Here is a 24,897-nt window from a genome sequence, read left to right on the forward strand (position 1 = left end):
AAAGTAGGCTGTTACACACTTCTGATAGTTATAATGTATGCATGACAAATGAAAATTAGAACAAAAAAATACCACATTTCTTTCTGAATTTTTCAGAGTGAAATGTGGTATCTGCTTTTACAGATTATCGTATAAATCTTCGGTAAAAGTCAGGCTTCCCCGATATCCCGCATATGTCCGGTTAAATACCAGCCGTTCATTCATCGGGAAGGAGGTCAGTATAAACTGGCAATCCTTTGTCAATGCCACTTCGCGGTTATTGCTGCTGCCAAGGATTTATAATTATATTAAGGGCTGCTCCCGAACATTTCTTAACCGTCTCAATGCCCTGATTTTTCGTAAAAAATGTATTCACCGATAATACCTGCCGTACATCCGGTCAGAACGAAATAAGCATCTGCATCTATAATATCGATCGCACCCTGGATCGTGGTACAAAGCTTATCTGTTCCACCAAAGACAACTTCCTTTTCCAGCATATTACTGGATGGGATCGAAACACTGCTGACAAACCAGGAGGACTTATGACCGGACTGTCCCTGATCTGCTGCTGTTGTCTGCATACAGCAGCCCGGACCTGAATGGTAGACCGGACATACTTTATGAATTGCTCCAAGGACAGAATTGATACCGGCAAGCACACAACCGCCTCTTGGATTCTCTAAAACCTGTGACATCTTACACGCCCCCTTTGATATACTTGACCAAATAAAGCAGTCCGTCGTATCCCATCGTCGGACGTTTACCGTCTAAGACATGAGTTATCGGGATACCAAGCTTGGCAGCCCAATCCGGCACTCCGATAAATGCATCCGGCTTCAGCTTATTTACCAGATTTTCTTCTTGTGGTGAATGGGATAAAATACGGAATCCTCTAATGACATCAGTGCTGCCATACTGTTGATCTGTTGACCCTGCCGAGCCTGCTCTCACGCACACTGGAATATTGAACGTTTGCCATGTTTGCTACCTCTCTTTAGGTTCGTTATTTTATAATTATTAAATGACGTACTGATCTACCATCAGGTTGTTTTGCCAATCGACGAGATCGGCTAATGTGATGCCCTCTAATACATCCTGTATTGCCTGGTCAAGTTTCTCCCAGATCAGTACACTGACACACATACTTCTGTTTTCGCAATAGGCTGCGTTAGCACCTACACAGTCAGCAGGTGCCAGACTTCCTTCTACCGTTTCTAATATCTGCCTCACCGTATAATTCTCCGGTGAAGCATATAACATGTATCCTCCACGCGCTCCACGGATACTTTTTACCAGTGATGCCTTATTTAATATTGCAACGATCTGCTCCAGATATTTGTCTGAAATATGCTGTCTTCTTGCAATATCCTTTATCTTAACCGGCTCACCATTATAATAGGTGGCCAGATCCAACATCAGTTTTATCGCATATCTTCCTTTTGTTGATATCTTCATCTTGACCTCCCTGTCGTTGTTATCTGATTCAAATGATTCCATACATCTGTACATCATCTGAATCTCATCTACTTTTTCTGCAAACATGATAAATTATCATTTTGCATTATAGTATACTATTTATATAGGTTTTATCAAGTACAAATTTATTTTTTATGGCAATCCATCCGGTGTTCCACATCCACAGCCACCATGACCACCATGTCCACCACAACAGCCTGCTTCTGTATGATCACCTTTGATGTTACGCCCGGTCGCTCCTCCACATCATTGATCGTCCGCTCACAAAAACGGCATCCGATGTTTCATCCCGGACTCACCGGCATATGAATCCGCCCGGCATTATTTTTCTGTCCTCCAAAACACGGATGTGAGTTCTGAAGATCCTTATATGTATTGCTTCCCATTTACTTCACCTCGTTTATCCTGAACCATAAAAAAGACTTTGTCCAAAACAGCTGCTCTCTTTAGATCCCCAAAGAGCCTGCTGTTTCAGGCAAAGCCTTTTTCATTGTATTATATTTTCTCTTTCATCTTCTTAATGATCTCTTCATTTGCAGTACTTACTTTGCGTACTCAAAAAATCCGGAATCCGCGGATTTATTATAGATTGCATAACAGTCAAGTGTTGCTGATCCATCAGCACTTTCCTGCCACCAGGAAAGGAATGCTTCCGGCAATTCTGAGACAGGTGCATCCGGAGTGTAGAAATAGATCTCCGTTCCACTGTCCATTCCGGATGGTGCACCCGCTTTATAACGGATACCATCTTCGATTTTTTCCTCATCTTCTGCTACTTTCACGCTATCCAGAGTCATCGAATATGTATAATCGTTTACCTTCTTGATATCTTTGAATTGTCCGCTGAAATTACAAACATATACGGTCCCATTTGGGTATTCATTCTCATCTCGTTCTCCCATTTCGGAATCAGAAAATGCTCCTGTAAATGATCCATCCTGTGATAATGTTAATGTTGTACTCCATCCACCGGCTCCACTGCTAAAGATCATGTCTATCGGATATGTACCCGGCAGAGCGGATACAGCTTCTTCCTGTAATTCTGCTGTAGAAGTACCTTCCTCTGTAGCACCGGCATCTTCTTCGGAAGAAGCCGCTTCGGTGGTCTGCGTCTCAGTCTTAGCTTCTGTGCTGGCTGCCTCTGTTGTCTGCGCTTCCATCCCGACTTCTGTACTGGCTGCCTCTGTTGCCTGCGCTTCCGTCTTCTCTGTCGTTGCTTCGGTTGATACCTCGGTTGTTCCTTTGTTCTTTTCTGTTGACTCTGAGTCTGTGCCATTGCATCCTGCCAGCAAACTAACTGCAAATGTTGCCGCAAGTGCTACCGTCATAATCTTTCCCGACCTGGTTCTATTCTTTCTCATACCTTACAATCCTCCTGCATTCATCTGTAAATACGTTTCTGGAATTCTTATTGTGAATCTCATCACAATGCTTTTCTTCGGCTGTTTTTGGAATATACAAAGTATATGTCCGTTATCTGATTTTGTCAGCTTAATTATTCTTTATAGATGTTGCATTTCGTTTACGATTGTTACGGTTCTTTAACCAATCTTTGAACTCCGGCAAAGTCTTTCTTCCGGCTTCTGTAACCGGCTTCACCCATTTGCCTGATCTGGTATAGGCAAGCTCGATTGCCAGGCGCACCAGTTCATCCGTATATACAAATGAAAATACCGCGAGGAAAGGCAGATGTAAGACCATACCTGCGATCCACGTTGCCGGAACGCTGACTAAGAATAAACCGCCAATCTCCACATAGGTTCCGACTCTCGTCTCGCCTGCTGCCCGGTATCCCTCATTCATAATATAGTTACAGGTTCGAACTGCACCGAAGAACAAGTAAATGTATAACATATACATGCCATACCGAAGTGCCTGATCACCCAGTCCAAATAAGCCAAACAATGGTTCATGTAATAACGCACAGATCAACACGATTCCGAAAGTAACTGCCGGGCAGAACAATGCCGACCGCTTCATAAACCGATATGCCCCCTTATGGTCACCGGCACCGACAGACTGTCCGATCACAACGCTGGTTGCATTTGATAAGCCGCCAAAAAATGCATAGACAAAGCCCTCGCATACACGGAAAGCTGCCATGGCGGCGATCGCAGATTCATTCTGGTGTCCGATCACGATATTGATCAGCATTTGTCCAACTCCATAAAACAATTCGTTACAGAGGATTGGAAATGCATTTGCCAGATATACCCTGATAAATCCGCCATGGAATAAGAACATCTGACTCAGACGAATCCGCACCTTACATTCCGAACGCAGCAGGTAGATAAGCAGCAATATTAAATTGATGATCGCAGATGCAAGTGTTCCGACTGCCGCACCGGCAGCCCCCATTTTCGGTGCGCCGAATTTACCATATATCAACACGAAGTTCAAGCAGAAGTTCACTACCAGTCCTACGATGGAACAGATTAGTGGTGCTTTCACCCGCTCTGTGGAACGGAGCAGGAAGCTGATAAGTACAGCAAATACCTGAAGCGGATATGCCCATCCGACAATCCGCATATATGGCTTTCCGATCTGGATAAATACTTCTTTATCTGTATATACACCCAGTAAAAATTCCGGTCTGATAATACAAAGGGATGCAAATGCAAATCCTACGATTGCCATACAGATGAAAGTGATACCGAATGTACGATTAATTCCCTTTTCATCATCTGCTCCCCAGTACTGGGAGAAAAACAGGATCGATGCGCTGGCAAATCCCCAGTAGCAGCTGAAGAACAGCGAGCTGATCTGCGAACAGATACCAACTGCTGCCACGCACGACTCTCCCAGCCTTCCAATCATGATCGTATCGACCATACTGGCTGTTGTAGTTAATAAATTCTGTAATGCGATGGGAAATGCAATCGTTAACATCACATACAGAAAGGATTTTTTGTTTTTCATTTGTTTGTTGTCCTTTTCACAAGTCTTTATAAGTCACTTTCTCTTACTGTACTCTATCATTGAAGGAAAGGCAAGTATCAATCATTATGATAAGGACTATATTACCCCTTAAGCTTCAGCACATTTAATATATCCACATAGACATCCCCTGCGCCTGTGATCATCAGCAGCTGGGTCTCACACATATCTAAAAATGCATCCAGTGAATCACACACACGAAGCATCGTCCATACCTGCTGCAGACTGCGAAATGATGAATTGAAAAATACATCTCTGGTTGTATATTGCACTCCATCAAACAGCCTTGCTGTAACCATCTGGATATTTTCCGTCCGTTTATTCAATTTGTCCAGCTTCTTTTCCTGCGACGGATCAATTGCATGATAAGTAACACGCAATATGCTCTCTAAAAATGTCTCAGTCATCATCTGGTCCGTCAGGAAATCGTACTCCGGCATACAGATACTCATTGCAATAACCGGTTTCTTCCCCGGTGTATAATCCTGTATATGATTTCCCTCTTTGTCATATAAGACAAGTACGCCTTTCTCTTTTAAACGGATCTTATGCCATAAAATCTGTTCCTGTGCATACAGCATCCCCTCGCCAAGTGCTCTAAGAACATCTACATCATCTGCCTGCTCATAGCTGCCCGGAAGCGGACATTTCTTGAGTTCCACAAACATCACCCGCTCGTTTCCTTCCAAGATCATATCGCAATCCCGTTCCGGCAGATCTCCATCCCGTCTATACTCCCCTGTAACATAGGGGAAATGCTTCTCACGAAACATCCGATAAACCATTTGCTCCAGAAGTTTGCCCTGATATTTGCTGAACACCGAGCCTCGTTTCGCATATATGATCTGAAACATCACTTCATAAAACGCATACCCTTCCATTCTGCCATCCAGACAGAAATATGTATCAGTATCCAATCGGACAAGCGGCTTCTTCCAACTATTTGTCGCATCCAGATAATAAGAAAAATCAACATTTACAAGTTCCGCATCCATTGCAACATCCTGCAGGATCTGGTCTAATTTGTATGAACTGATGCCAAGCCGGTCTGCCAGCTCCTCCCTTTTAAATATCCTCGGTCCCCTTGCCTCTTCCATCACATACATGGCAAATTCCAGATAATTGCAAAACGAATAGACTCTTACCTTCTCTCTGCCTGTGCCATAGAACGGTTCCAGCATATTCTTTAAAAGAAGTCTGACATACTCCGGATGATATTGTCTTGGTATACATAACTTTTCAAAACAAAGATTTTTTGCCAGCTTATGCGGAAAATCCTCTATCTCTGCATAGACATCCTCCCATATCATATATCCCTGAAGCTGCAGGACTTCCAGATAATCCTGTGCCAGTTGGATCAACTCCTGATATCTATGCTCTCTATGTGCGTCTGTAAATATGGATTCTGATTTAAGATATTTTAAGGACAACTGCAGCAAATACTGATATGGGGTTCTTGTTCTGATCGTTTTTCTTTCGCCAAGCGATCTTTTATTCCGATAAACCAGATATCTTCCGAGCCTTTCATGATACCGGTCAGATATCTCCCGATCAAATAACTGCCGGATCACATACATTCCGCCAAGCTCTTTTACCCGTCTTCCCAGTTCAGCAACCAACCGTTGCTCAGAATCTGCATCAAACTCCGGTTCCCCATTCACAATATGAACTGAAAATCCTGCATTTATCAGATTCTTTGTTGATCCAATCAGGACTTTTGTCTCTTCTGATACCTTTGGCGCATATGGCTTATCGGCTTTTTTCGATGCCCTGTAAAGATGTCCGACAGCCTCCATGACCTGTGGCAGATCATCCATCTTAAAATAGGTTCCATTTGGCAGACACGCAAGCGCATGTCCTAAGATTTCCATCTCAAGCTGCAGATCCATATGGCTTATCGCTTCCTCAAGCTGTAACTGCACAATCACTGGACGAAAATCACTGCTCCGGAACCAGATTCCTTCATACGCCTTTTCTCTGGCTTCTTCCCGCTTGTCTATATTATTTGTTTTCCCGTCGTCGATGAATGTCGCCAGACTTTTTATAGCTGCTTCACATTCGTCTATTGACCGGTTATTATCCTGCCATGTGTGGGTGCGGAACTGGGCAGCTAATTTTAATGTGGTTTGATATAGGTTGTTGAATGTTTTGGTGTTTGGTTGCATGTTTGTCCTTTGTTTTCTACCTTTTATAAATCTTCTGCCTTATATATCGTATAACTTTCATAATAATAACTATGATCTATACGATATCCTTTCCTGTTATTTTTTTAACTTTGTTGTTGCAACATATAACAATTATAGTTCGTTTGCATATACGTCAAAAATATCCTGCTATATCTATTATAGCATAATTCCTATATTCTTCTATTTAACATTTAAATTATAAATCATGAATGCATCCACCACTCCGAATGACTGACATACCATTGAATCGTTTTCCTGATGCCATCTTCAAACTTCATCTCCGGTAACCAGCCAAGCTCCTTATATATCTTTGACGCATCAATTGCATACCGCAGATCATGCCCTTTCCGATCCGCCACATAAGTGATCAAGCTCTCCTGTTTATTCAATTCTTTGCAGATCAAACGAACAATATCAATATTCCGCAGCTCATTATGTCCACCAACATTATAAATTTCTCCCGGAGTTCCGGCATGAATAATCCGGTCAACTGCTTTACAATGATCTTCTACATATATCCAATCCCGGACGTTTATACCTTGTCCATATACCGGAAGCGGCTGATCTGCCAATGCCCGTGTTATCATCAATGGAATCAATTTCTCCGTAAACTGATATGGTCCGTAGTTATTGGAACATCTGCTGATCGTCACTGGAAGTCCATAGGTTCTGTAATAGGACATAGCAAGCAGATCCGCAGCGGCCTTTGAACTGCTATATGGTGAACTGGTACATAATGGCGTTTCTTCCGTAAATAACAGCTCTGGTCTGTCAAGCGGCAAATCTCCGTATACTTCATCCGTGCTGATCTGATGAAACCGTCCCACCTGATATTTAATACACGCATCCATCAAAACCGCTGTTCCTTTTATATTGGTATCAAGAAAAATTTCTGGAGACTCAATAGAACGATCCACATGTGACTCCGCAGCAAAATTCACAACCACATCCGGATGTTCCTCTTCAAACACCTTATAAACAGCATCCCGGTCACATATATCTGCCTTATAAAACCGGAAATTCGCCTCCTCCATAAGCGGTTGTAATGTTACAAGATTCCCCGCATAGGTAAGCTTATCCAGACAAATAAGCCTGTAGTCCGGATATTTTCTCTTCATGTAAAATATAAAATTGCTGCCTATGAATCCGGCTCCACCGGTCACTATTATTGTTCTGATTCTCATATGTCTATCCCATCATGTATATATTTTATGTATGACTTTCAGTTATTCTCAGTAAAACTTTAAAATCAACTATGTTTGTTTTCTGTTTCTGAAGCCTCACATTTATACAATGCATAAGCTCCAAGCGTGAAACCATCATCAATCTTCCCTTCATTTATCCAGGATGTCAACTCACGGTCACTGAGCTGTTCAATGGCTACTATGCCTTCATGATCCTCGACCAATTCCAATGAATCTATATCGACACTGTACACATATGCACATCCGCCAGTCAATCCGCTGTCAGCAACAATCCGTCCAAGAAATACCGGTGATTTCGTGATGACAGCATGGATTTCCTCCTGTAACTCACGAATCGCATTGTCAGCAGGAGTCTTGTCATCCTCCTCTGCAAATCCCCTTGGGAAAGCATATTGCATACGTCGAATCGCATGCCGATACTGCTTTAACAACACAAATGTTCCTTTATATCTCGCAATGATCACAACACCATTTTTACCTGTTGGTAGTACACGCTCATATGGGAAAATGCCATTTTCGCCCTCAATTGGATCTACGATCATAGTATTGTATTTGCTCTGATATACCAATCCATACTTCCGGTGAAATAATTCTTCCTGCCGGATCAATTGTGCGGTCAGATCACTATCTTCCACATTCGCAATAGGATAAATGGAAGATTCAGCAAAACACTTTTTAGGTTCTGGTTCTGATTTGCGTAATGCCCGATATTTCTTCAATTCTGCCGGACAAATATAGGAAATCGTTTTTCCTATATTATATGGTTCTGTCTGTTCCGTCTGCACCTTGTTCGAACAAGAATAGGCTGTAAATTTACGCCGGCAGATCCGCCATCCATCTACAACTGACTCTCTGATCTTTGCCAAAGCATCTGATAATGGTAAGAGCCTTGGAAATTTCAAAGAAATTATCGTTGAAAGCATCTCTGTTACAAACAACCAGACAATTGTCTCAATCACACTGAGCAGTGCTGTATTAAAGGAAATAATCCCTTCCATCATACTTTGTAATTTATTAAATACCAGCTCAATGCCACATGCCACAATAATGCAAAGCGCAGCCATTCCAAACCCATGTGCAATTTTCCCTATTATATTTCTCTTATTCTGCCTGCGTTGTTCCTCATCCTTATATTCATAACGATAAACAACCTGGTCATTCGTTTCATCTGCACGCCCAGCCTGTGAATAATCGATATATTCTACAAGACGGACTACACGGTCTAACTGCTTATATAATTGATCATCCTTGTCAGCAAACGGCTCAAACTTATTTGTCTCATCCGTTAAGAAACGATCTTTCGCTCCTGCTCCATTCCTCCAAGTTTTCGCAAATCTGCCAAAGAAATCCACACGAAAGCTTGACTTGTCCCCTGATTCCCGCCAAAGTTCATCCACATTATAATGCTTGGAAATATTGCAAATACTATTCTCACATGCATAATTATAACAAAGATCAACTATAACCTCTGCATACTGATATGAAAGTTCATCTGCAATTCTTTCAGGCGCAGTCTGCCATGCTTTTTTTATTTCACGAATATATACTGAACGATTATTATTTTTATTTTTCCAGGCTTCCAATTCTCCCAATATTCCAAGTGAACGCCGAAAGGCTTCCGCATCTACATTTATCATTTTATCATCCGGAAGGTCATAAAAAGCTAAAACAGCAGCCATGAAATTTACAAATTTCAACTCTTTATATTCCGATTCATTTCTGGGATCCAAATAAATATCAGGCAGCATACTGATTCGCAATACCGTTGACAGTAAACCTCTCAGATTCTTTAAAATTTCCTGATATTTTCCTAATTGATAATCACGATCCTTCTCGGACAGATAATCAACATGCTGTTCCTCCCCATTTATTACTTCCACAAATAAATCTTCCAGCTTATCTTTTTCCTGGTCATCCAAATTATCTTTTGTATATTCATTCAATTCTGAAAGATCAGAGTATGTCAAACAACGTTTCATCAAGGCAAGCAAACGTTTCTGGCTGTATTTAATCGGAATTGCGGAATATATAAATTCCTTATCTGCATCAACCGAATTCAACAAATACTGGGAAACGGTACGAACATCTCCAAACCGTGAAATACGGATCGCACCCATTTCAAATAACCGGATCAGTTTCTCTTCATATTTCTCATTACAAAGCAGACTGAAAAAGCCGCGTGAATCAACCAACTGGTTGTATGTCATAACGACTACATTTCCGTTTAAAACAATCTCGTCTAATAACGCATTCTGTGCAACCTCAATCTCCTCATCTGTTTTTCGAACAGAATCCAATTCAAATAAATATACATTTTTTCTTATCTGTGGTTTTCTTTTATCTTTCATAATAATGTATCCTACTCTCTCGTTCATTCTACAATAAGTGACTCAAAAAGATGTTGCATTTGCCCTATAATTCACCATATAAAAACTCTATTCATAAATTGAATCCAAAGTGAGTAATACAACATCTTCATCTGATAATGATTCAACCCAATCTGTATATCCTGCTAATGAAAATAATATATATTTCGAAACCTTATACTTAGCAGGTAAAAGTTTTCCTCTACTAACCAAGGTTTCATATATAGATTTATCAATCTTTTCATTTTTGAACTTACATTCTCCAACAAGAGCTTTTTTGTCTACCTCTGACAAAGCAACAACATCTATGTCTACAGATTGTGTTCTCATATTGCCATACTTATCCTTAATATTCTCTACTCCCCACCATGTTCCTACAGAAGTGATAAAGCAACCATATTCTCCTATAATTCCCTTCTTCAAGGTATAATATCTGCACATATCTTCAAACACTGCCCCCATAAAAGAATGTAAAATTGGTTTTACTGCTTTTTGATAATAAATCTCTCCTTGTCCTATTTCAATGACACTGGTTGCTTTTGGAATAAACTCATACCAGAACTTAAACATGTAATCTTTCAAAACATACTGCGTTTTTTTCTTATTCTTCTCCTCTGTAATACATTTTTTCTTTTCAACTAATCCAACACTGATCAACTTATCTAATGAATACAATACTGTTGGTTCTTTCTCACCAATTTTTCCTGCAATCGTATTAAGTGTATTATTACCAGAAGCAATTTGTTCAACAATATTATTCACTATTGTTATATCTGAAAATTCCTGCATCAACATATTTCTTGTTTCATCATACAGATATCCATCCTTCTTAAAAAATAATCTTACGATATTTTCATCAATACTCTTTCTTGGATCAATCATTGACAAATACTTTGCAACACCACCGGTAATACCATAACAAATTGCTTTATCCTCATTTGAATAATTTGGAACAAATTTAGCTGCATCTAAATAGTCAAATACCTCTAATTTAATTTGCGAATCTCTTCTTCCAAACAAAGGACTCTTTTCGCTAAGTACCTTCTTTTCCATAAAACTGAGTGCTGAACCACATAAAATAATTTTTAAATTTTTATTTTTCCAAACAGTATCTATATATTTCTGCAATACAGATAAAAGTGCATCGTCTTTTTCTGCCCAATACGGCAATTCATCTATTACAAGAATCAACTTATCATTGCCCATATTTTTATCAATAAAATCAAATACCGCCTCTATCGTATTAAAACTAACGTCTTCCACACCAGGCATAAATAAATCCAAAACCTGTTTTGAAAATAATTCCAGGTTCCTATTTTTGCCAACCTTGGTCGCAGTATAAAATATAGTTTTCTTATCTTTGATGAATTCTGCAATAAGTGTAGACTTTCCAATACGTCTACGACCATATATAACTGTCATGCCAATTCCATCTTTGTCATAAAATTCTTTCAAAGATGCCAATTCTCTTTCTCTTCCAATAAACATATAACGATCTCCCTCTGATATGCATTTAATTCAAAGCATTTTTAATAAAATCAATTTGAATAAAATATAGCATATGATATATTATATAGCAACGGTTTTTATATATTCAAAAAAGGCAAAAACGACCCCGTTCTAATCTTGTCAGGACTAACGGCGGTCGTTTTTGTTTGTGTCATTATGTTCTTCATCTTCTTTCCTGCGTAAAAATCTTTCGATCTTCTCAACAGTTTTTCCAACTGCAATTCCGGCTATAAAAATAGTAAAAAAAAATCCTACTAAGCTTATGTACTCCATCATCATAACTGCACCACCCTCCTTTCCCATACGGAGGGCTTTTGTAACAGTCCCTCCTTTTCGCAAGAGGGCCAGCCGCCTACCATCTCAATAGGTTACAACAGACTTTCATCCACCTTAGCCTAAGGATAGCACCCATAAATATTGCAGAACAAATGTTCTTTCTGTGCAAGTATATTCTAAAATAGATCTTTGAATCGTAGAGACAAACTCTAACCAGAAATACCCCCCGTGTTTACATAGTCGTATATCTCCCCCTTCTTATAAAGAATCTATTCCATTCCACTTTATTAAGGAGTGGAAAGCATCTATTCCGTTATAACAACACTATATCATCCAAAATCTCTTTTATCATATTTATATAATTTTTCAATATAAATACAGTCAGGAAATTCCGTATTTTTAACTCAAAAGCTTTGTTTACATCTGTATCATAATACTATAACTTTGAATAAACTATTTCTATGAATGATCAATATCATAAGTTATAATCATTTTTTCTATTTCTTTATTCAGTTCATATAACCATTTAGCATTTCGAAATTCCTCTTCTGACATCTCTAAACTTATATCATATTTATTTATATACCTTGTATAATATTGTCTCCATCCTTTTAATATATTGGCTCTATTTTCATCATTTTTCAATTTACTTTCTAAATCAATTTCTTGATTGGTCAGCATCTTTTTTCTATACATTCCCTTTTTCCCAGATTCTATCAGTCCCTTCTTATTTTTTAGATAATTTAGCACAACATATATAAAATTATCGTTCTCTAATAAACTGGAGTCTATTTCATAAATTTTTGCTTTTATTTCCTTAATAGAATGTAAATTATTATCACTCAATAATTCAAGTATTATATCCTGTGTTGTTGCCATTTTATTCATAATTTTTTTCTCCTATATATACAATGTAATTTATAATTAATATTTGCTTTATTTTCTAAATATTAGTCTACTTCTTAATTAAATCATTTAAATCAATATTTAAGATTAAACAAACCTTACAAACTGTACTAATTTTAGAATCTGATGCTCCCGTTTCCAACCTTTGAATCTGACTTCGTGAAATATTCGCGAGCTCGCTCAGCTTATCCTGCGACATATTTAATTCAATCCTTTTGTTTTTTATCATTTCATAATCAATATTTAAATTATCTTCTATCATGGTCACATCTCCTTTTTAATTTTTAAATATTATATCAAAAGATAAAAAGTATGTCAGTATCTTATACGATACATTAAAAGGTTTGTATAAATTAAAAAAGTTTTTCAAATCTAAATTAATGTATTCTTATCTTCCTTTGCCTTACTTTCTATATCAAACTAAGTAATGATTTTTGATATGTTGCCCTCAACAGGGCAAATAAAAAAGCCAGAACTGCCTCCCCTTATCAATTCAAGGTTCCGCTATTCCAGCTTAATCTTGTTTATCTTCTATTAACCACCAATCAAACTATATAACATCCAATTAACTTTATATGGATTATTGATATGCCTTTTCATTTGTTTACTATTCGCTTTCTCCTTACCAAAAACATATTTATATCTATAATACTTATAATTATATCTTCTGTTTAGGTATAAACTCAATCTTGAGAGTCATCCCCATACCCTCTGCTAATCTTTTTAATAAATTAACAGAAGGATTTCTCGTTCCATTCTCAAGCTTACTGATATCTGCCTGATTAATGCCTGTACGCTCTGCAAGTTCTTTCTGCGTCATATTCTGTGAAGTTCTCGCATCTACGATAGCTCTTATAACATCCATCTCTGGCTGAATAGCTTCATATTCTTTTCTAAATTCTTCATCCTGCAATTGTTTAGAAAGCATATCATCAAATGATCTCATTTTTCATCATCCTTTCTATAAAATCTTTTCTTCTCTCTTTTGCAAGCTGTATTTCTTCTTTTGGAGTTTTCTGTGTTTTCTTCACAAATCCATTTGTCATTATAATTTTCCCCTCATAAAAGAAAAAATATAAAATTCTGATAATATCATTGCCAAATTGACAACGTAATTCAAATATACCATCGTCCAAATGCTTGCTATATGGTTCCCTAAGCATATTTCCCTTTTCTTGTAAAATTTCCATTAATCCATACAATTTAGCTCGCATCTTTGGATTAATAGAATCGAGAAACTCCTCTACCGGAACTTCCCCATTTTCTTTTTCATATGCAATCAATTTAAATCCCCTCATATAATCTCCTTTGTAATCATTGTATGGCATATATGCCATAATGTCAACCATTCCTTTATAACAACATCCAATATTATACTATCATAAATGATATTAACATTTAGCGGATCTATTTTTAGATCCGCCTGCATTACTATTCCGTTCCATCACATACCTGTATCTCAATATGTTTCCCCAGTGCCCATGCATATTTCTGTAAAACAACAAATGTTGGAACCCTTGCTCCGCTTTCAAATCTGGCTATATTAGACGCCATCATTCCTGTCAAATCCGCCATATCGCATTGTGTTAAGCCTTGTCTATGCCGTTCTTCTACCAGTACTTTAACAATATCGGACGTCTGGCTCTGTACCTCCTGCTGAATTCCATTCGCATAAGCCGTCAGCCTCTTAACTCTTTCTTCTCGCTGTTTCTCATACTCTATTCTATTATCCTCTATGAACATGAAATAATCCTCCATGAAAATTCTATCTTAATGGTTAATCAAAATTATATCATCAATGATAGTGTTTTACAAGTCTAAAGCAATTTGCATAAATCACATTCATGAAGTCCAGCATCTAATAATTATTTTATCTGTCATAATAAAATAATTCATTCCCCATTAGTCAAAGCAAAGAAACTAAAGAGAATCATTTTTACTTTCGTTGTGAATATTAATATCAAATAATTTTTTATATTCTTGATACTTTTCTTCTCTCACTTTCGTCTCATATCTGTTAGCAAACTTTTCTAATATATTCATTATAACTTTTTTCTTTGACATTAATAAATCAAATAAAGAATATGCTGAGACCGCCGCCAAAAATGCATTAGGAATCCATAACCAATCCGCCCCTTGAAATACCGTTGTATATATTGTAAGAAAAATAAAAATAACTATTGCAAAACCTATAAAAATATTGACTATCATCTTTGCTTTTTTTAATATTTTGTCTCGTTCCTGCTTCGCTATTTCATCAATTTGTTTTCTTATTTTTTCCTGATGTTCCTTTTTACTCTTTTTTTCTTCGTCTTTATATTGACTAAACTCTCTTTTTACTCTACTTGTTTCTTCCTGCGACTCTATTATATTCTGCTGTAACTTTTCTGTTTTGCGAGCATATTTTATATCTTTTTCTTCTAACTCTTGATTTAATTTGCTAATTTGTATACCATAAGCACTGTCTTTATCTTCCAATTCTTTCTTGTGCTTGTCTGTTTCTTCTTTAATTAGTTGCTCTTCGTACTTCTTTTGCGCTTCTTGTACGGTCAACTCACTTATATTATCTACCTCCCCATAAGAATTTTGCCATATTTCATTTTTAAAGCATCTACTTGCCCTCAATACTACAACTTGCTCTGGAGTTATCTGTCCTTGTGATTTCATTTTTTCAAAAATATCTTCTACCTTAGCCATAATCTCAGGTATTGGCTGCATTGCAACATATGCATTTTTTAATAATTGTGTCTCTGATATATTTTCTATCTCTCCACTTTTAACCCAAGTAATAGCAGATAAATTACTATCTGATATAACAATTGGAAACATCTTTTTATTAACATTATCTCTATAGTATATGTTAAATGCATATAAAAAATCCGTATTATTGGTCACAAATAAAAAACGACTTGATTCAACAGTATCACAACTTATCCCTGCTCTTAACCTATGAACTGCCAATGCTGAATTAACATCATTTTCCAGATTATCGTCCAAATAATGTTTAGTATTATCCTTAATATATTGCTTAATTTCTTCTTCGCCTAATATTTTGCTTTCATCGACGGTTTCATCTGATTTCTGCTCGTATAATGGCATAGGATATTCTTCAATTTTAAATTTATTCTCCAGTTTAGTACTTAACAAGCTTATTTCTCTCTCGACATCTAAGGCTTTGTAACCTTTATCATCCAATCCTTCCAAAGTTCTGGATTTGCTTGATTTCTTACTTCCGTCTAAACTATGCTTGTAAGCAGTAAGTATGCTTATAATCTCATCTTTTATATGCGGAAAATAACATATTTTTCCATTCTGTCGTACAATCGCCTTATGTAACGCTAATGCACTATCTTCCCTTTCCTTTCCACTATATCCTAATAAATCTAGCAATAATGGTGTGTCATAAATAAAAATGGTATCTTTATATGTAGCGGAAGCAATATTACCATCTGTAGGTTGAATATATATAGCTAATCTTAAAAAATAGCCTTTTACAAGATCAATAATTTTCTGATATATTGCATTATCCCTATCTTTATTTTCAAAAATAAACTGTGCTATATAATAGTCTATCTCGTATTCCTTAGGCGAAATATGTACATCAGCTAAGCTTTCAATTCCTACCTGTAAACCATATCTTGAAAAAAACTGATGTAACATATTTACTGCATCATTTGGATTTAACTTATGCCCTCTAACTTTACAATGCATATTCAAATATTCTGATAGCTCTTTCCCCAAATCGTCTATTGATTGTTCACATTTTTGACTCCGAAGCGACATATTTTCAACTTCTGAATCCAGGTTTTCTGTCAGATAATATTTTAACTTTTTTCTACTTATCTTGGATGATCTTTCCAACCCTCTCTTTATAATTTCCTCTGGCATATCAGGATATGCAAAATTCTTTTGAACATAATCCAAAACCTTCTTTGTATCTATTTGTTCTCCAGGTGCTGTCAACGTCCCTGTTGCATATAATATAAATGGTGATATCAAATCTACCATATCTTTCTTTCGACTCGCCCACATTGATTCTAACATAACAGCACTTATCATTGCTTGATTATTATTCATAAAGTCCTCTTTTTCTTATATTAATTTATATATTTTCTCTTGATGGATTTTAATTAGATTTGTCCCTTAAAAAGCATAAAGAAATCCCCCCTCTATTCGATTATTTATATTTTACATATTACCCCTATTTATACGCAAAGTCAACATCATTCGACATGTTAACTGCACTCACATTCATACCAAATAAAATTTGGAACAACTTTTCTCTGCAAACTCCTTATGTGTTACAAATAACACATCTTATTATTACCAAGAACGTCTATATTCTTGATACAAAAACTCACTTTAACCTACAAACTATCACTCACAAACCTGTATTTGAATATTAACATTTCGTTTATGAGACTAGTGCTATGAAATGATAAGGGCAATATAACAAAAATACTAATTAATTGATACGCCCCACGGAATCTGATCTTTTCCTTTTCCATCCGGTTTGTTTTTCCATGATGTAAACAGAAATTTATCGAAGGCAGCATATTTGGTTTCCACATAAGGATACTGTCTATCATAATTTCCTATATTCGTAATAAATTCCGTTGATGCGCAACGCAATTCATAATCTCTATATGTAAGTGATGCACACAATTGCTTGTACAAAGCATAGTTAAATGCGTCATCCATTTTCATATGCTTAATAAGCTCTGAGTAATCACCCTTATAATCTACAAAAAGTGCAAGATTAATTGCGCATTGCGCAAATGTCTCATCATAAACTCTTTTAGAATAATATGCTACTCCATCATATCCCAATCTTTTACATGCCATCATTATCGATTGTGAAATAATATACTCTGACTTAAATGTTCTTCCCGTTTCTTTAATTCTGTATGAAGTAGCGATTGTGAGCATATATAGTTTCAACCAACAATGAACTCTACTTTCTTCAAAATTGTTCAAAGCATGAAAATTTCTTATAGAAACCGCTAGATTAAAAACTTTTTGCGTTCCATCCAGAAGAACTGGCGACACATTAAAATCATTTTCAGGTGGAAAACCCATTTCTATCCAGCATCCATATGAAGAATTTGCCAAATATAAACTAGGATTTCCCGGAATACTAAAACGATAATTGCCCGACTTTGCTCTTAATTTTAATGGTAAATGTAGCATATCTTTTGCTAAATAAGCATTAGAAGGATTTCCCGTTCGACCTCTAAAAAACTGTATCTCTGTTCCCGAAATACCAGGGAAAGCACAGCTCTCATTCAATGAACTAACTGCAAATGAATTTTCACCTATATCCTTGATAAGATTTCTTATGATCGTATTACATTTTTCAATATCTGCTTGATAATAATACTTTAATGCCTCCAATATCTTATTTTTGAACTTTTTAAGTATCTTAAGACTCTCCCTATCAGCTTCTGCATCTCCTGCTTGTTTAAGCACAATCTCATATTTCTTTTTCAGATCATCAAGATAATCTGAATCCTTTTCCAACACAAACGGTGCATACAAATCCTTACAAATAAATCCATTGTTCATCCATGTTAAGTCCATATACTATCCTCCTCTTAATAATTTTTGTTCATGAGTTCTTGCATAGCCCCGATGTTATACACTTTTATGGTTACAACAGTATTTTCAGCATCAACAAATGTATTATATCTATTTCTATTCTTTTGCTAATATGTATTGCAAAATTCTCACAACAGAAATAAACATTGATTCAAACTAAAATCTGTCTGACAATATTAATTTAATATAATGAAATAATATCATTACTCCTGCCCAATATATACAGATAAATATTGTAAATGCCCCATATATCGATACCCTAATAAAAAAGCTAGCCCAGCCTCCCCTCTCCACTCCAAGTTTCCGCCGTTCCAGCTCAATCTCATTTATCTCTATTAACCACCAATCTATATATACCTCTGCATATGCTCACAATCATGATAGCACTCACATACCCCAGCGCATCCAACGCCAGATCAAAGGAATCAAAATGTCTTCCGGCAATGAATATCCTAACTGACTGATCGCACAATGATATACAAATACAAGTTAATACTGCCAACACCAACATAGTCCATATATTCTCCGTTGCAAATTTATAAAAAATACTAACACACATACCAATGATCAGGAATTCAAATACATGCGCCCACTGACGTACTGACCAATCAACAAATACGCCGACCCAATTAAGGAAATTTTCCACAAAAGGCAAATGTCCTACTCTTTCCGAAAGGGCAACCGTATCATCCGGTGTCTGGAATGTCAGGTAGAACAATATACATAAAGTAATCAGAACAAATGCAAGTGAAATGACCAATGATATTCTATTATCTACTATCCTCTTCCGCACATATTCTCCCTTCTTTCTTTTACAACACACTTATCTCATAATATAAACCATCTATCCTGCCGGCTCAACACTCCGCAATTCTTATGGTCTTGTCATTACCGGAACATGCGACAAATTCAAGCTCGATTGATTTATCTTCCTGCAGCTGTGCATTCTTCCAATCAACAATCGCCTTGTCAGGATCCTTGAGCTTTGCATTTTGAAGATTCACCCTTATAGGAATCTGTTTCAGTTCCACGTTCTGGATTGTCAGATCTACGAGAACACGATATTGAATATCTATCCCCGCCTTTCGAAATTCATCTTCTGAAGCTGCCTGATTCTGAAATCTGGCTGTCATCTTAAAGGATTCCCATGTGCAATTCTCCGGTATTCCTCGAATACTGTTTGCCAAGAAATGGATAGCTGCCAGATCTTCCTTTTTTAATGGTTCACTAACAGAAAATGTCACACCATACTGTGCTTCTACCAACATAACCGCTTTGATCATATCTAATTCATTTTGCAGATCCTTCATACTGCAGCCGGATATCGAATGTTCAAGTACCGATGACATCAGCTCCTGATTATCCTTCTTTACCCGAATAGACATGGTAGCTCCACGAACAGCCGCCATCTCAAATTCAAGAAATTTCCTACATTCTCTCCACGTCTGACAATTGATCTTATACGAAAAATTCATCTCTCCTGTGTCAGGGTGAAATATTATTTCAGACAAGAAGCCCTCATGTATCTGTTCTGTTACAAGATGTAAAATATGTGCAGCCGGATCTACCGGCTGTATCTGGTATGACAACTGATATGTATCATTCCATCCGGAAACGCCAAGTTCACATTCAATCGGCTTTGGTAATGGTTCCGGAACAATCTCAAAATGAGCTTCGCTCATTTCTTTCTGAAAACCTTCTTGAAAAGGATCCGGATCATCCCCTAACATCTTTGTAATGACTGCTTTATCAATGGGAATCGGGGTCTGTGATATATAAGATTGTCTCTTATAATCATCCAATGAAATTCCTTCCGGAACAGTAATCGTAAACTGACCTTTTACGGACTCCGGATACCTCTCTTTTGCTTCCGGTATCAACGCTTTACTATACAGATAATTTTCACCTTCACACTCCTGTATACCAACTCCGTAATATGGATACAGTGCATGACTCTTCTCCAAAGATCCATTCATATTCCTCATAAACTTCTGAAGCGCGGCCGGATCTCCTTTCAATTCACAAATTACATCTGCCGGATCCTGAAGCACAGTATAGTGAACTGAATTATCTATAATCGTACTTCCCTGCACGATATCTCCATGCATCTCTCCTATACGAATTTGGTTCTTCGTCTTTTGTTTATCGTTCCACATCCTGCCAGATATCCCCCTTTACCTTTTGTACCATAATTGTGTTCTTCTCTGTACTATTTGTCTGTTTCTCATTCTTTTGTTTGTCCGCACCATTTCTTACATTCTGACAAATATTTCCCTGCACCCGGTCAGCCTGAATCTTATTACTCTTGTGACGTTCATATCGTCTGCCACCAATAAATGTACATATCAATCCCGGAACCAGGCTGATCAGAAATGCCTCTAATGCTTTATTCGGATCAAAGAAATTTGAAAACTGCTCATATAAAAAATGAAATATATCCTTCATGATTTCCCCCATATCTACTTTACATTTATACAGCTATGTTTTACAGAATTTTCTATATCTGCACATCCGCAAAAAATTTGTCCATTGGATGAGTATCCTATGTACAAATATCACTAGACTCATACGCATATAGGTAGAAAAACATTGCCAGAAATGACAGCAGGAGTGAAAACCCAAACGGCTCGTACAAAGCAGTCAGGATGTTTGTGAGGATTTTGGTTAATACCTTTATTGCTTCCATTACAGATCACTGAATAGATCAGCCTTGTACACACCGTTCTCCAGCATCTTCTTAAAGCTGTCCTTTACTGCTGCGACATCTTCATGGTAGGTCATACCATACCATGTATCGTTGGTTTTCAGAACTTTCACTGACATCTTTCCTTGCTCCAGCAGTTCGCCGATGAAGATAGGGATCAGATACTCTGCTTTCAGCGGATTGCCCGGTACTTCTTTCTCAAAGAACTCTTTGAAACCTTTCTCCAGCACGTCCAAGAAATCAGAAGTCAAGCCCCACATATTCATGGATACCAAAGAATTTACATCAACAACCACGCCATCTGCCTCTGCTCCATCTGCAGTCTTGGCGATATTCTTTGTCTCAACAACCTCGGTCAAGTTTCCATTCTCATCCATCTTGCAGATGCCACGGGTCACGCCACCATTATCGGACAGAGTATTCTTCAGCACGAAGCCAGCCATACAGGACTTTCCGCCATTCACCAGATACTCATAGACAGCCTTAAAGCCCTCCTTGCCGTAGTAATCGTCTGCATTGATCACAATGAACGGTGTATCAAGAACTTTCTTTGCTGCAAGCACAGCTTGACCAGTTTCCCACGGCTTTGTACGGTCTTCCGGCAGAGTGCCAGGGATATCATTAATATCCTGGAATGCATAATCCACTGTTACGTTATGAGAAGAGCAAATGGAGGCAATGCGATCACCGATAACCTCTTTGAACTCCTTCTCGATATCCTTACGAATGATAAACACCACATGATTGAAACCAGCTTCAATTGCATCATGGATTGAGTAGCCCATGATGATATGGTTTGCATCATCGACCGGCTCCAACTATTTTATTCCTGTCCCAAATCGGCTGCCGATTCCGGCCGCCATAATAAGTAATGCTGTGTTTATTTTTCTATCCTCTTATTGTGCTTTTGCTGCTTTTATCGGACATACCTTAATGCATTGATAGCAACGCACACACTTACTTTCATCAATCTGAGGATACTCAAATCCTTCTTCATCCTCTACCATAGAGATAGCTTCTTTCGAACAGATTGCATAACAGGCAGTACATCCACAGCATTCTTCTTTTCTTTTATATAATACTGGTGCTTCCTTCATCTTTCTTCTCCTGACAATCAAACACGAAATACAAAGAGTAGTCCATATTCTTCATTGTGTTTATACTCTCTGCCCCCCCCCGATTACTCGGAGCATGGATTTAATTATATTTTTTACTTTGGTTTTAAGCGGGACTTTTATCGGCGCAGCATACTTCTTTTCGAGCTCTTCAAATTTCATACTTTGCATATCATCAAAAAAAGTATTTCTCTGAATTGGCCTAGCACATGACTTGTATTCTGCCGGATTACTCCGCACGCCATCTTCATATGAAACTTCTTTCAACTGGAAATCGGTAGCAATTTTCTCAAATATTTTTCTTCCAGCATCTGTCCGAATCAAGATAAGAGACGTTCCATTTCCATCATTCATTTCAGGAGCCACATCATTGATTCCCCAAAAATCGGCAATCGTCATGTCTGCTTTCTTTACATTTTTTGCTGTACATTCATAACATGATGGTCTAAGACAATAGTCGCGTAAAAACATTGTCATATACGGATCTTTATCTTTTGAGACGTAGATTTTCTTCTGGTTCCCCTGTGGTATTCCATCCAAAACTTCTTTCATGCCAAAATCTGTCCAACTGTCATCTTTGCACCGAAAATTAATGCCTCTCAGTTTTCCGCCTAGCTTTTGTTCCTGATGCTCAGCATACTTTCTCCACAACGCTGGAGAAGGGGCTCCATGACAAATCACGTCTACACATAGCAGATTACTATATTCTTTTCCCAAAAAAGCTTTGAGTCCATTTACTTGGCATCCTGTACCACTAAACAGAACCAGCTTATCTGCCAATAAATCTTCCTTGACCTGTTTATATGTATTTCCAACTTTAGCCTGTAAATATTTTGAGCCTCGAAGTTTAGCAAGTTCCAAACTATCTGATACTCGTGTAAACTCTGCTGAATAGCAATCTTCTGACATTTTTACGCCATATACGATGCCCTGCTGTTTAAGCACATACCCTGCCAAAGAAGAAAAGACCGCTCCGGAAGAGCTACTCATACGCATATCTTGATTCTTACTGTACCCTGCATATACTTTCATCGGTTCCACGTACAAACTCCTTTCCTTTTTAGCATTCTGTCATCCCTAATTTAGAAAAAAGACCCTTTAGTTTTCCCTTAGTCATTTTGTTTATCAAAGTAAGAGAATCCTTGAATTCCATTTTCTTTTTATAAGCAGCCAAATAAATAACATTCGGAATCAAAACGCACACAATACCTCGAACGATAAGTGTCGTGAGCAATCCAAAGTTGATTTTTGCACAAATAGCATAAGTTACAACGCAACTGATAAGGATGATGATGCAATAGTATAAAAGTTTTTTCAAATAATCCAGAAGGTACTTTCTTTCAAAAATCACAGTAAATAGATTGTGCAAAAGCCATGGCATTCCAACGCAAATAATAGCAACAACAGTCGAAATCAAAATGCCATAAATGCCAATAAACTGAACAAGGATTAGGTTTAGAATCAAATTTGTTAATGCCGCAACCAATGGTCGGAAACGGTCTTCATGCCACATTCCGGATGCGTCTTTATACATATTAAAAAGAGAATTCATCTGCCTTACAAAGAAATACACTACAAAACAAATAACTGCTGAGAAAGAAAGCATCAGATTCTTACCAACCCACAGTTCCATAAAAGGCTGATACAGGCAAAGTAGACACACCGAACAGAATCCAGCCCCCCAGCAGATAATAAAGGTGAACTTATTAAAATCCCTGTAGTTTTTCTCCTTTGTTTCCACAACAATGCTATTTCCTATTCCCGCTGTACAGGCAAAGAAAACAACTGTAATCAAACTAGTAATAGCGTTGAGAATATAAAAATAATTCTGATATACCGCTAATGCAGTAAGTCCCAAAAAGGAAGAAATCACGATCGTATCCGCAGAATCATATATAATACTACCAATCTTTGAAGTAAAGAGGTCTTTGATTCTTCCATTAATAGCTTTCTTTTCTTCCGTTGCAACCTGACCGGCTGGTTTGAATTGTGGATATAACTTATCCGCGCAAATTGCGGTTGTTATATTGGTTAGAGCCTGGATCGCCAGTAAAACTACTACATACAAATAATAGTTTTTAAATGCCCATAACACAAGTAGCTGCAATGCATATTGAACCGTACTTGTAACAAGCGTCACTTTGCTTACAACATCCACTCTCTGATGTGCCTGCAAAATACTGTTTTTATAAGCAAATAACCAATAGGAAAGTACGGTTGCACCCAAATTCAGGAGATAGAGCACATATATGTTTATCCCCTGTGGGACATCCCCGGAAATCAGTTTAGGAATAAATGGAGTAAGAGCCAGCCCCACTGCAGCAATAATAAATCCAATTATTCTATAATAGGTTCTATATAACTTCATCAATGCGCATATAGCTGTATTGTTGTCTTCCGCAATCGGCTTATACATACTATAAATCATTGCTGATCCAACACCCAGTTCTGCTAGATTAAGAACCTGCAGAACAGAAGCAAATAAAGAATTCAGTCCCAAGTACTGAACTCCCATAAGGTAAATCATAGCTGTGCGCATTAAAAATGGCACAAGTATCTGATACACCTTTAGTATAACTCCAAATATAATATTTCTAGTTGCATTCTTTGTTCTCTCTATCTTTGCCACAACTGAAC

24 protein-coding genes and 1 pseudogene are annotated in these 24,897 nt (G+C 37.4%); all 25 read right to left on the minus strand.

What is annotated here, in order from left to right:
* Window positions 1-117: 117 nt before the first annotated feature.
* The 25 genes and pseudogenes from WKT03_RS05850 to WKT03_RS05970 all read right to left on the minus strand — a co-directional run bounded on the left by WKT03_RS05850 (window position 118) and on the right by WKT03_RS05970 (window position 24,889).
* Window positions 118-249: a hypothetical protein gene (locus tag WKT03_RS05850; RefSeq protein WP_340391161.1), complete on the minus strand. Its 132-nt coding sequence runs from the start codon at window positions 247-249 to the stop codon at window positions 118-120.
* Between the two features lie 71 nt (window positions 250-320).
* Window positions 321-677, minus strand: a complete 357-nt coding sequence (locus tag WKT03_RS05855) for a nitrogenase component 1 (protein ID WP_340391162.1) — start codon at window positions 675-677, stop codon at window positions 321-323.
* A 1-nt stretch (window position 678) separates the two neighbouring features.
* Window positions 679-933, minus strand: a complete 255-nt coding sequence (locus WKT03_RS05860) for a hypothetical protein (protein ID WP_340391164.1) — start codon at window positions 931-933, stop codon at window positions 679-681.
* Window positions 934-999: 66 nt separating this feature from the next.
* A complete protein-coding gene (locus WKT03_RS05865) occupies window positions 1,000-1,437 on the minus strand; it encodes an RrF2 family transcriptional regulator (RefSeq protein ID WP_021944769.1) in 438 nt (145 codons plus the stop codon).
* A 563-nt stretch (window positions 1,438-2,000) separates the two neighbouring features.
* Window positions 2,001-2,819: a hypothetical protein gene (locus WKT03_RS05870; RefSeq protein ID WP_340391166.1), complete on the minus strand. Its 819-nt coding sequence runs from the start codon at window positions 2,817-2,819 to the stop codon at window positions 2,001-2,003.
* 130 nt (window positions 2,820-2,949) lie between these two features.
* The gene (locus WKT03_RS05875; RefSeq protein WP_262529645.1) at window positions 2,950-4,377 is read right to left on the minus strand and encodes an MATE family efflux transporter; all 1,428 of its coding nucleotides are present in this window, start codon (window positions 4,375-4,377) and stop codon (window positions 2,950-2,952) included.
* 101 nt (window positions 4,378-4,478) lie between these two features.
* Window positions 4,479-6,560, minus strand: coding sequence for a hypothetical protein (locus tag WKT03_RS05880; RefSeq protein ID WP_340391167.1), 2,082 nt, complete (start codon window positions 6,558-6,560; stop codon window positions 4,479-4,481).
* 224 nt (window positions 6,561-6,784) lie between these two features.
* Window positions 6,785-7,765, minus strand: a complete 981-nt coding sequence (gene rfbB / locus WKT03_RS05885; protein WP_340391168.1) for a dTDP-glucose 4,6-dehydratase — start codon at window positions 7,763-7,765, stop codon at window positions 6,785-6,787.
* Between the two features lie 65 nt (window positions 7,766-7,830).
* A complete protein-coding gene (locus WKT03_RS05890) occupies window positions 7,831-10,134 on the minus strand; it encodes an NUDIX hydrolase (protein WP_340391169.1) in 2,304 nt (767 codons plus the stop codon).
* An 87-nt stretch (window positions 10,135-10,221) separates the two neighbouring features.
* The gene (locus WKT03_RS05895) at window positions 10,222-11,640 is read right to left on the minus strand and encodes an ATP-binding protein (RefSeq protein ID WP_340391171.1); all 1,419 of its coding nucleotides are present in this window, start codon (window positions 11,638-11,640) and stop codon (window positions 10,222-10,224) included.
* Between the two features lie 147 nt (window positions 11,641-11,787).
* Window positions 11,788-11,940: a hypothetical protein gene (locus WKT03_RS05900; RefSeq protein ID WP_340391172.1), complete on the minus strand. Its 153-nt coding sequence runs from the start codon at window positions 11,938-11,940 to the stop codon at window positions 11,788-11,790.
* A gap of 456 nt (window positions 11,941-12,396) precedes the next feature.
* Window positions 12,397-12,825, minus strand: coding sequence for a hypothetical protein (locus WKT03_RS05905; protein ID WP_340391173.1), 429 nt, complete (start codon window positions 12,823-12,825; stop codon window positions 12,397-12,399).
* Window positions 12,826-12,892: 67 nt separating this feature from the next.
* Complete coding sequence (locus tag WKT03_RS05910; RefSeq protein ID WP_340391175.1) at window positions 12,893-13,105, minus strand: helix-turn-helix domain-containing protein; 213 nt, start codon at window positions 13,103-13,105, stop codon at window positions 12,893-12,895.
* Between the two features lie 396 nt (window positions 13,106-13,501).
* The gene (locus tag WKT03_RS05915) at window positions 13,502-13,789 is read right to left on the minus strand and encodes a helix-turn-helix domain-containing protein (protein WP_340391176.1); all 288 of its coding nucleotides are present in this window, start codon (window positions 13,787-13,789) and stop codon (window positions 13,502-13,504) included.
* Window positions 13,776-14,141 (minus strand): type II toxin-antitoxin system RelE/ParE family toxin, encoded by a 366-nt coding sequence (locus WKT03_RS05920; protein ID WP_340391311.1) that lies wholly within the window; start codon window positions 14,139-14,141, stop codon window positions 13,776-13,778. The genes WKT03_RS05915 and WKT03_RS05920 overlap by 14 nt, the downstream gene beginning before the upstream one ends.
* 133 nt (window positions 14,142-14,274) lie before the next feature.
* Complete coding sequence (locus WKT03_RS05925) at window positions 14,275-14,586, minus strand: helix-turn-helix domain-containing protein (protein ID WP_340391177.1); 312 nt, start codon at window positions 14,584-14,586, stop codon at window positions 14,275-14,277.
* Window positions 14,587-14,763: 177 nt separating this feature from the next.
* The gene (locus tag WKT03_RS05930; protein ID WP_340391179.1) at window positions 14,764-16,920 is read right to left on the minus strand and encodes a hypothetical protein; all 2,157 of its coding nucleotides are present in this window, start codon (window positions 16,918-16,920) and stop codon (window positions 14,764-14,766) included.
* Window positions 16,921-17,304: 384 nt separating this feature from the next.
* On the minus strand, window positions 17,305-18,423 hold the full coding sequence (locus WKT03_RS05935) for an RES domain-containing protein (RefSeq protein WP_340391181.1): 1,119 nt from the start codon (window positions 18,421-18,423) through the stop codon (window positions 17,305-17,307).
* A gap of 340 nt (window positions 18,424-18,763) precedes the next feature.
* Window positions 18,764-19,234 carry a VanZ family protein gene (locus tag WKT03_RS05940; protein ID WP_340391183.1) on the minus strand — a complete coding sequence of 157 codons (471 nt, stop codon included), beginning with the start codon at window positions 19,232-19,234 and terminating at the stop codon, window positions 18,764-18,766.
* A gap of 64 nt (window positions 19,235-19,298) precedes the next feature.
* Window positions 19,299-20,597, minus strand: a complete 1,299-nt coding sequence (locus WKT03_RS05945; RefSeq protein WP_340391185.1) for a hypothetical protein — start codon at window positions 20,595-20,597, stop codon at window positions 19,299-19,301.
* Window positions 20,584-20,886 carry a hypothetical protein gene (locus WKT03_RS05950; protein WP_340391186.1) on the minus strand — a complete coding sequence of 101 codons (303 nt, stop codon included), beginning with the start codon at window positions 20,884-20,886 and terminating at the stop codon, window positions 20,584-20,586. The genes WKT03_RS05945 and WKT03_RS05950 overlap by 14 nt, the downstream gene beginning before the upstream one ends.
* Before the next feature lie 240 nt (window positions 20,887-21,126).
* A pseudogene (locus WKT03_RS05955) lies at window positions 21,127-22,029 on the minus strand (nucleotidyltransferase family protein).
* A 12-nt stretch (window positions 22,030-22,041) separates the two neighbouring features.
* Window positions 22,042-22,242 (minus strand): 4Fe-4S dicluster domain-containing protein, encoded by a 201-nt coding sequence (locus WKT03_RS05960; RefSeq protein WP_340391187.1) that lies wholly within the window; start codon window positions 22,240-22,242, stop codon window positions 22,042-22,044.
* A gap of 60 nt (window positions 22,243-22,302) precedes the next feature.
* A complete protein-coding gene (locus tag WKT03_RS05965; protein ID WP_340391313.1) occupies window positions 22,303-23,292 on the minus strand; it encodes a Coenzyme F420 hydrogenase/dehydrogenase, beta subunit C-terminal domain in 990 nt (329 codons plus the stop codon).
* Window positions 23,293-23,320: 28 nt separating this feature from the next.
* Window positions 23,321-24,889 (minus strand): lipopolysaccharide biosynthesis protein, encoded by a 1,569-nt coding sequence (locus WKT03_RS05970; RefSeq protein WP_340391189.1) that lies wholly within the window; start codon window positions 24,887-24,889, stop codon window positions 23,321-23,323.
* Window positions 24,890-24,897: the final 8 nt, after the last annotated feature.

The organism is Coprococcus sp. HCN-4056, assembly GCF_037892645.1.
Classification (GTDB): domain Bacteria; phylum Bacillota; class Clostridia; order Lachnospirales; family Lachnospiraceae; genus Coprococcus; species Coprococcus ammoniilyticus.

What these genes read in the sequence shown, in the direction of transcription:
- WKT03_RS05855 (WP_340391162.1), bottom strand. Translation starts at nt 677, where the DNA reads ATGTCACAGGTTTTAGAGAATCCAAGAGGCGGTTGTGTGCTTGCCGGT.
- WKT03_RS05865 (WP_021944769.1), bottom strand. Translation starts at nt 1,437, where the DNA reads ATGAAGATATCAACAAAAGGAAGATATGCGATAAAACTGATGTTGGAT.
- WKT03_RS05870 (WP_340391166.1), bottom strand. Translation starts at nt 2,819, where the DNA reads ATGAGAAAGAATAGAACCAGGTCGGGAAAGATTATGACGGTAGCACTT.
- WKT03_RS05875 (WP_262529645.1), bottom strand. Translation starts at nt 4,377, where the DNA reads ATGAAAAACAAAAAATCCTTTCTGTATGTGATGTTAACGATTGCATTT.
- WKT03_RS05880 (WP_340391167.1), bottom strand. Translation starts at nt 6,560, where the DNA reads ATGCAACCAAACACCAAAACATTCAACAACCTATATCAAACCACATTA.
- rfbB (WP_340391168.1), bottom strand. Translation starts at nt 7,765, where the DNA reads ATGAGAATCAGAACAATAATAGTGACCGGTGGAGCCGGATTCATAGGC.
- WKT03_RS05890 (WP_340391169.1), bottom strand. Translation starts at nt 10,134, where the DNA reads ATGAAAGATAAAAGAAAACCACAGATAAGAAAAAATGTATATTTATTT.
- WKT03_RS05895 (WP_340391171.1), bottom strand. Translation starts at nt 11,640, where the DNA reads ATGTTTATTGGAAGAGAAAGAGAATTGGCATCTTTGAAAGAATTTTAT.
- WKT03_RS05900 (WP_340391172.1), bottom strand. Translation starts at nt 11,940, where the DNA reads ATGATGATGGAGTACATAAGCTTAGTAGGATTTTTTTTTACTATTTTT.
- WKT03_RS05905 (WP_340391173.1), bottom strand. Translation starts at nt 12,825, where the DNA reads ATGAATAAAATGGCAACAACACAGGATATAATACTTGAATTATTGAGT.
- WKT03_RS05910 (WP_340391175.1), bottom strand. Translation starts at nt 13,105, where the DNA reads ATGATAGAAGATAATTTAAATATTGATTATGAAATGATAAAAAACAAA.
- WKT03_RS05915 (WP_340391176.1), bottom strand. Translation starts at nt 13,789, where the DNA reads ATGAGATCATTTGATGATATGCTTTCTAAACAATTGCAGGATGAAGAA.
- WKT03_RS05920 (WP_340391311.1), bottom strand. Translation starts at nt 14,141, where the DNA reads ATGAGGGGATTTAAATTGATTGCATATGAAAAAGAAAATGGGGAAGTT.
- WKT03_RS05925 (WP_340391177.1), bottom strand. Translation starts at nt 14,586, where the DNA reads ATGTTCATAGAGGATAATAGAATAGAGTATGAGAAACAGCGAGAAGAA.
- WKT03_RS05930 (WP_340391179.1), bottom strand. Translation starts at nt 16,920, where the DNA reads ATGAATAATAATCAAGCAATGATAAGTGCTGTTATGTTAGAATCAATG.
- WKT03_RS05935 (WP_340391181.1), bottom strand. Translation starts at nt 18,423, where the DNA reads ATGGACTTAACATGGATGAACAATGGATTTATTTGTAAGGATTTGTAT.
- WKT03_RS05945 (WP_340391185.1), bottom strand. Translation starts at nt 20,597, where the DNA reads ATGTGGAACGATAAACAAAAGACGAAGAACCAAATTCGTATAGGAGAG.
- WKT03_RS05950 (WP_340391186.1), bottom strand. Translation starts at nt 20,886, where the DNA reads ATGAAGGATATATTTCATTTTTTATATGAGCAGTTTTCAAATTTCTTT.
- WKT03_RS05960 (WP_340391187.1), bottom strand. Translation starts at nt 22,242, where the DNA reads ATGAAGGAAGCACCAGTATTATATAAAAGAAAAGAAGAATGCTGTGGA.
- WKT03_RS05965 (WP_340391313.1), bottom strand. Translation starts at nt 23,292, where the DNA reads ATGAAAGTATATGCAGGGTACAGTAAGAATCAAGATATGCGTATGAGT.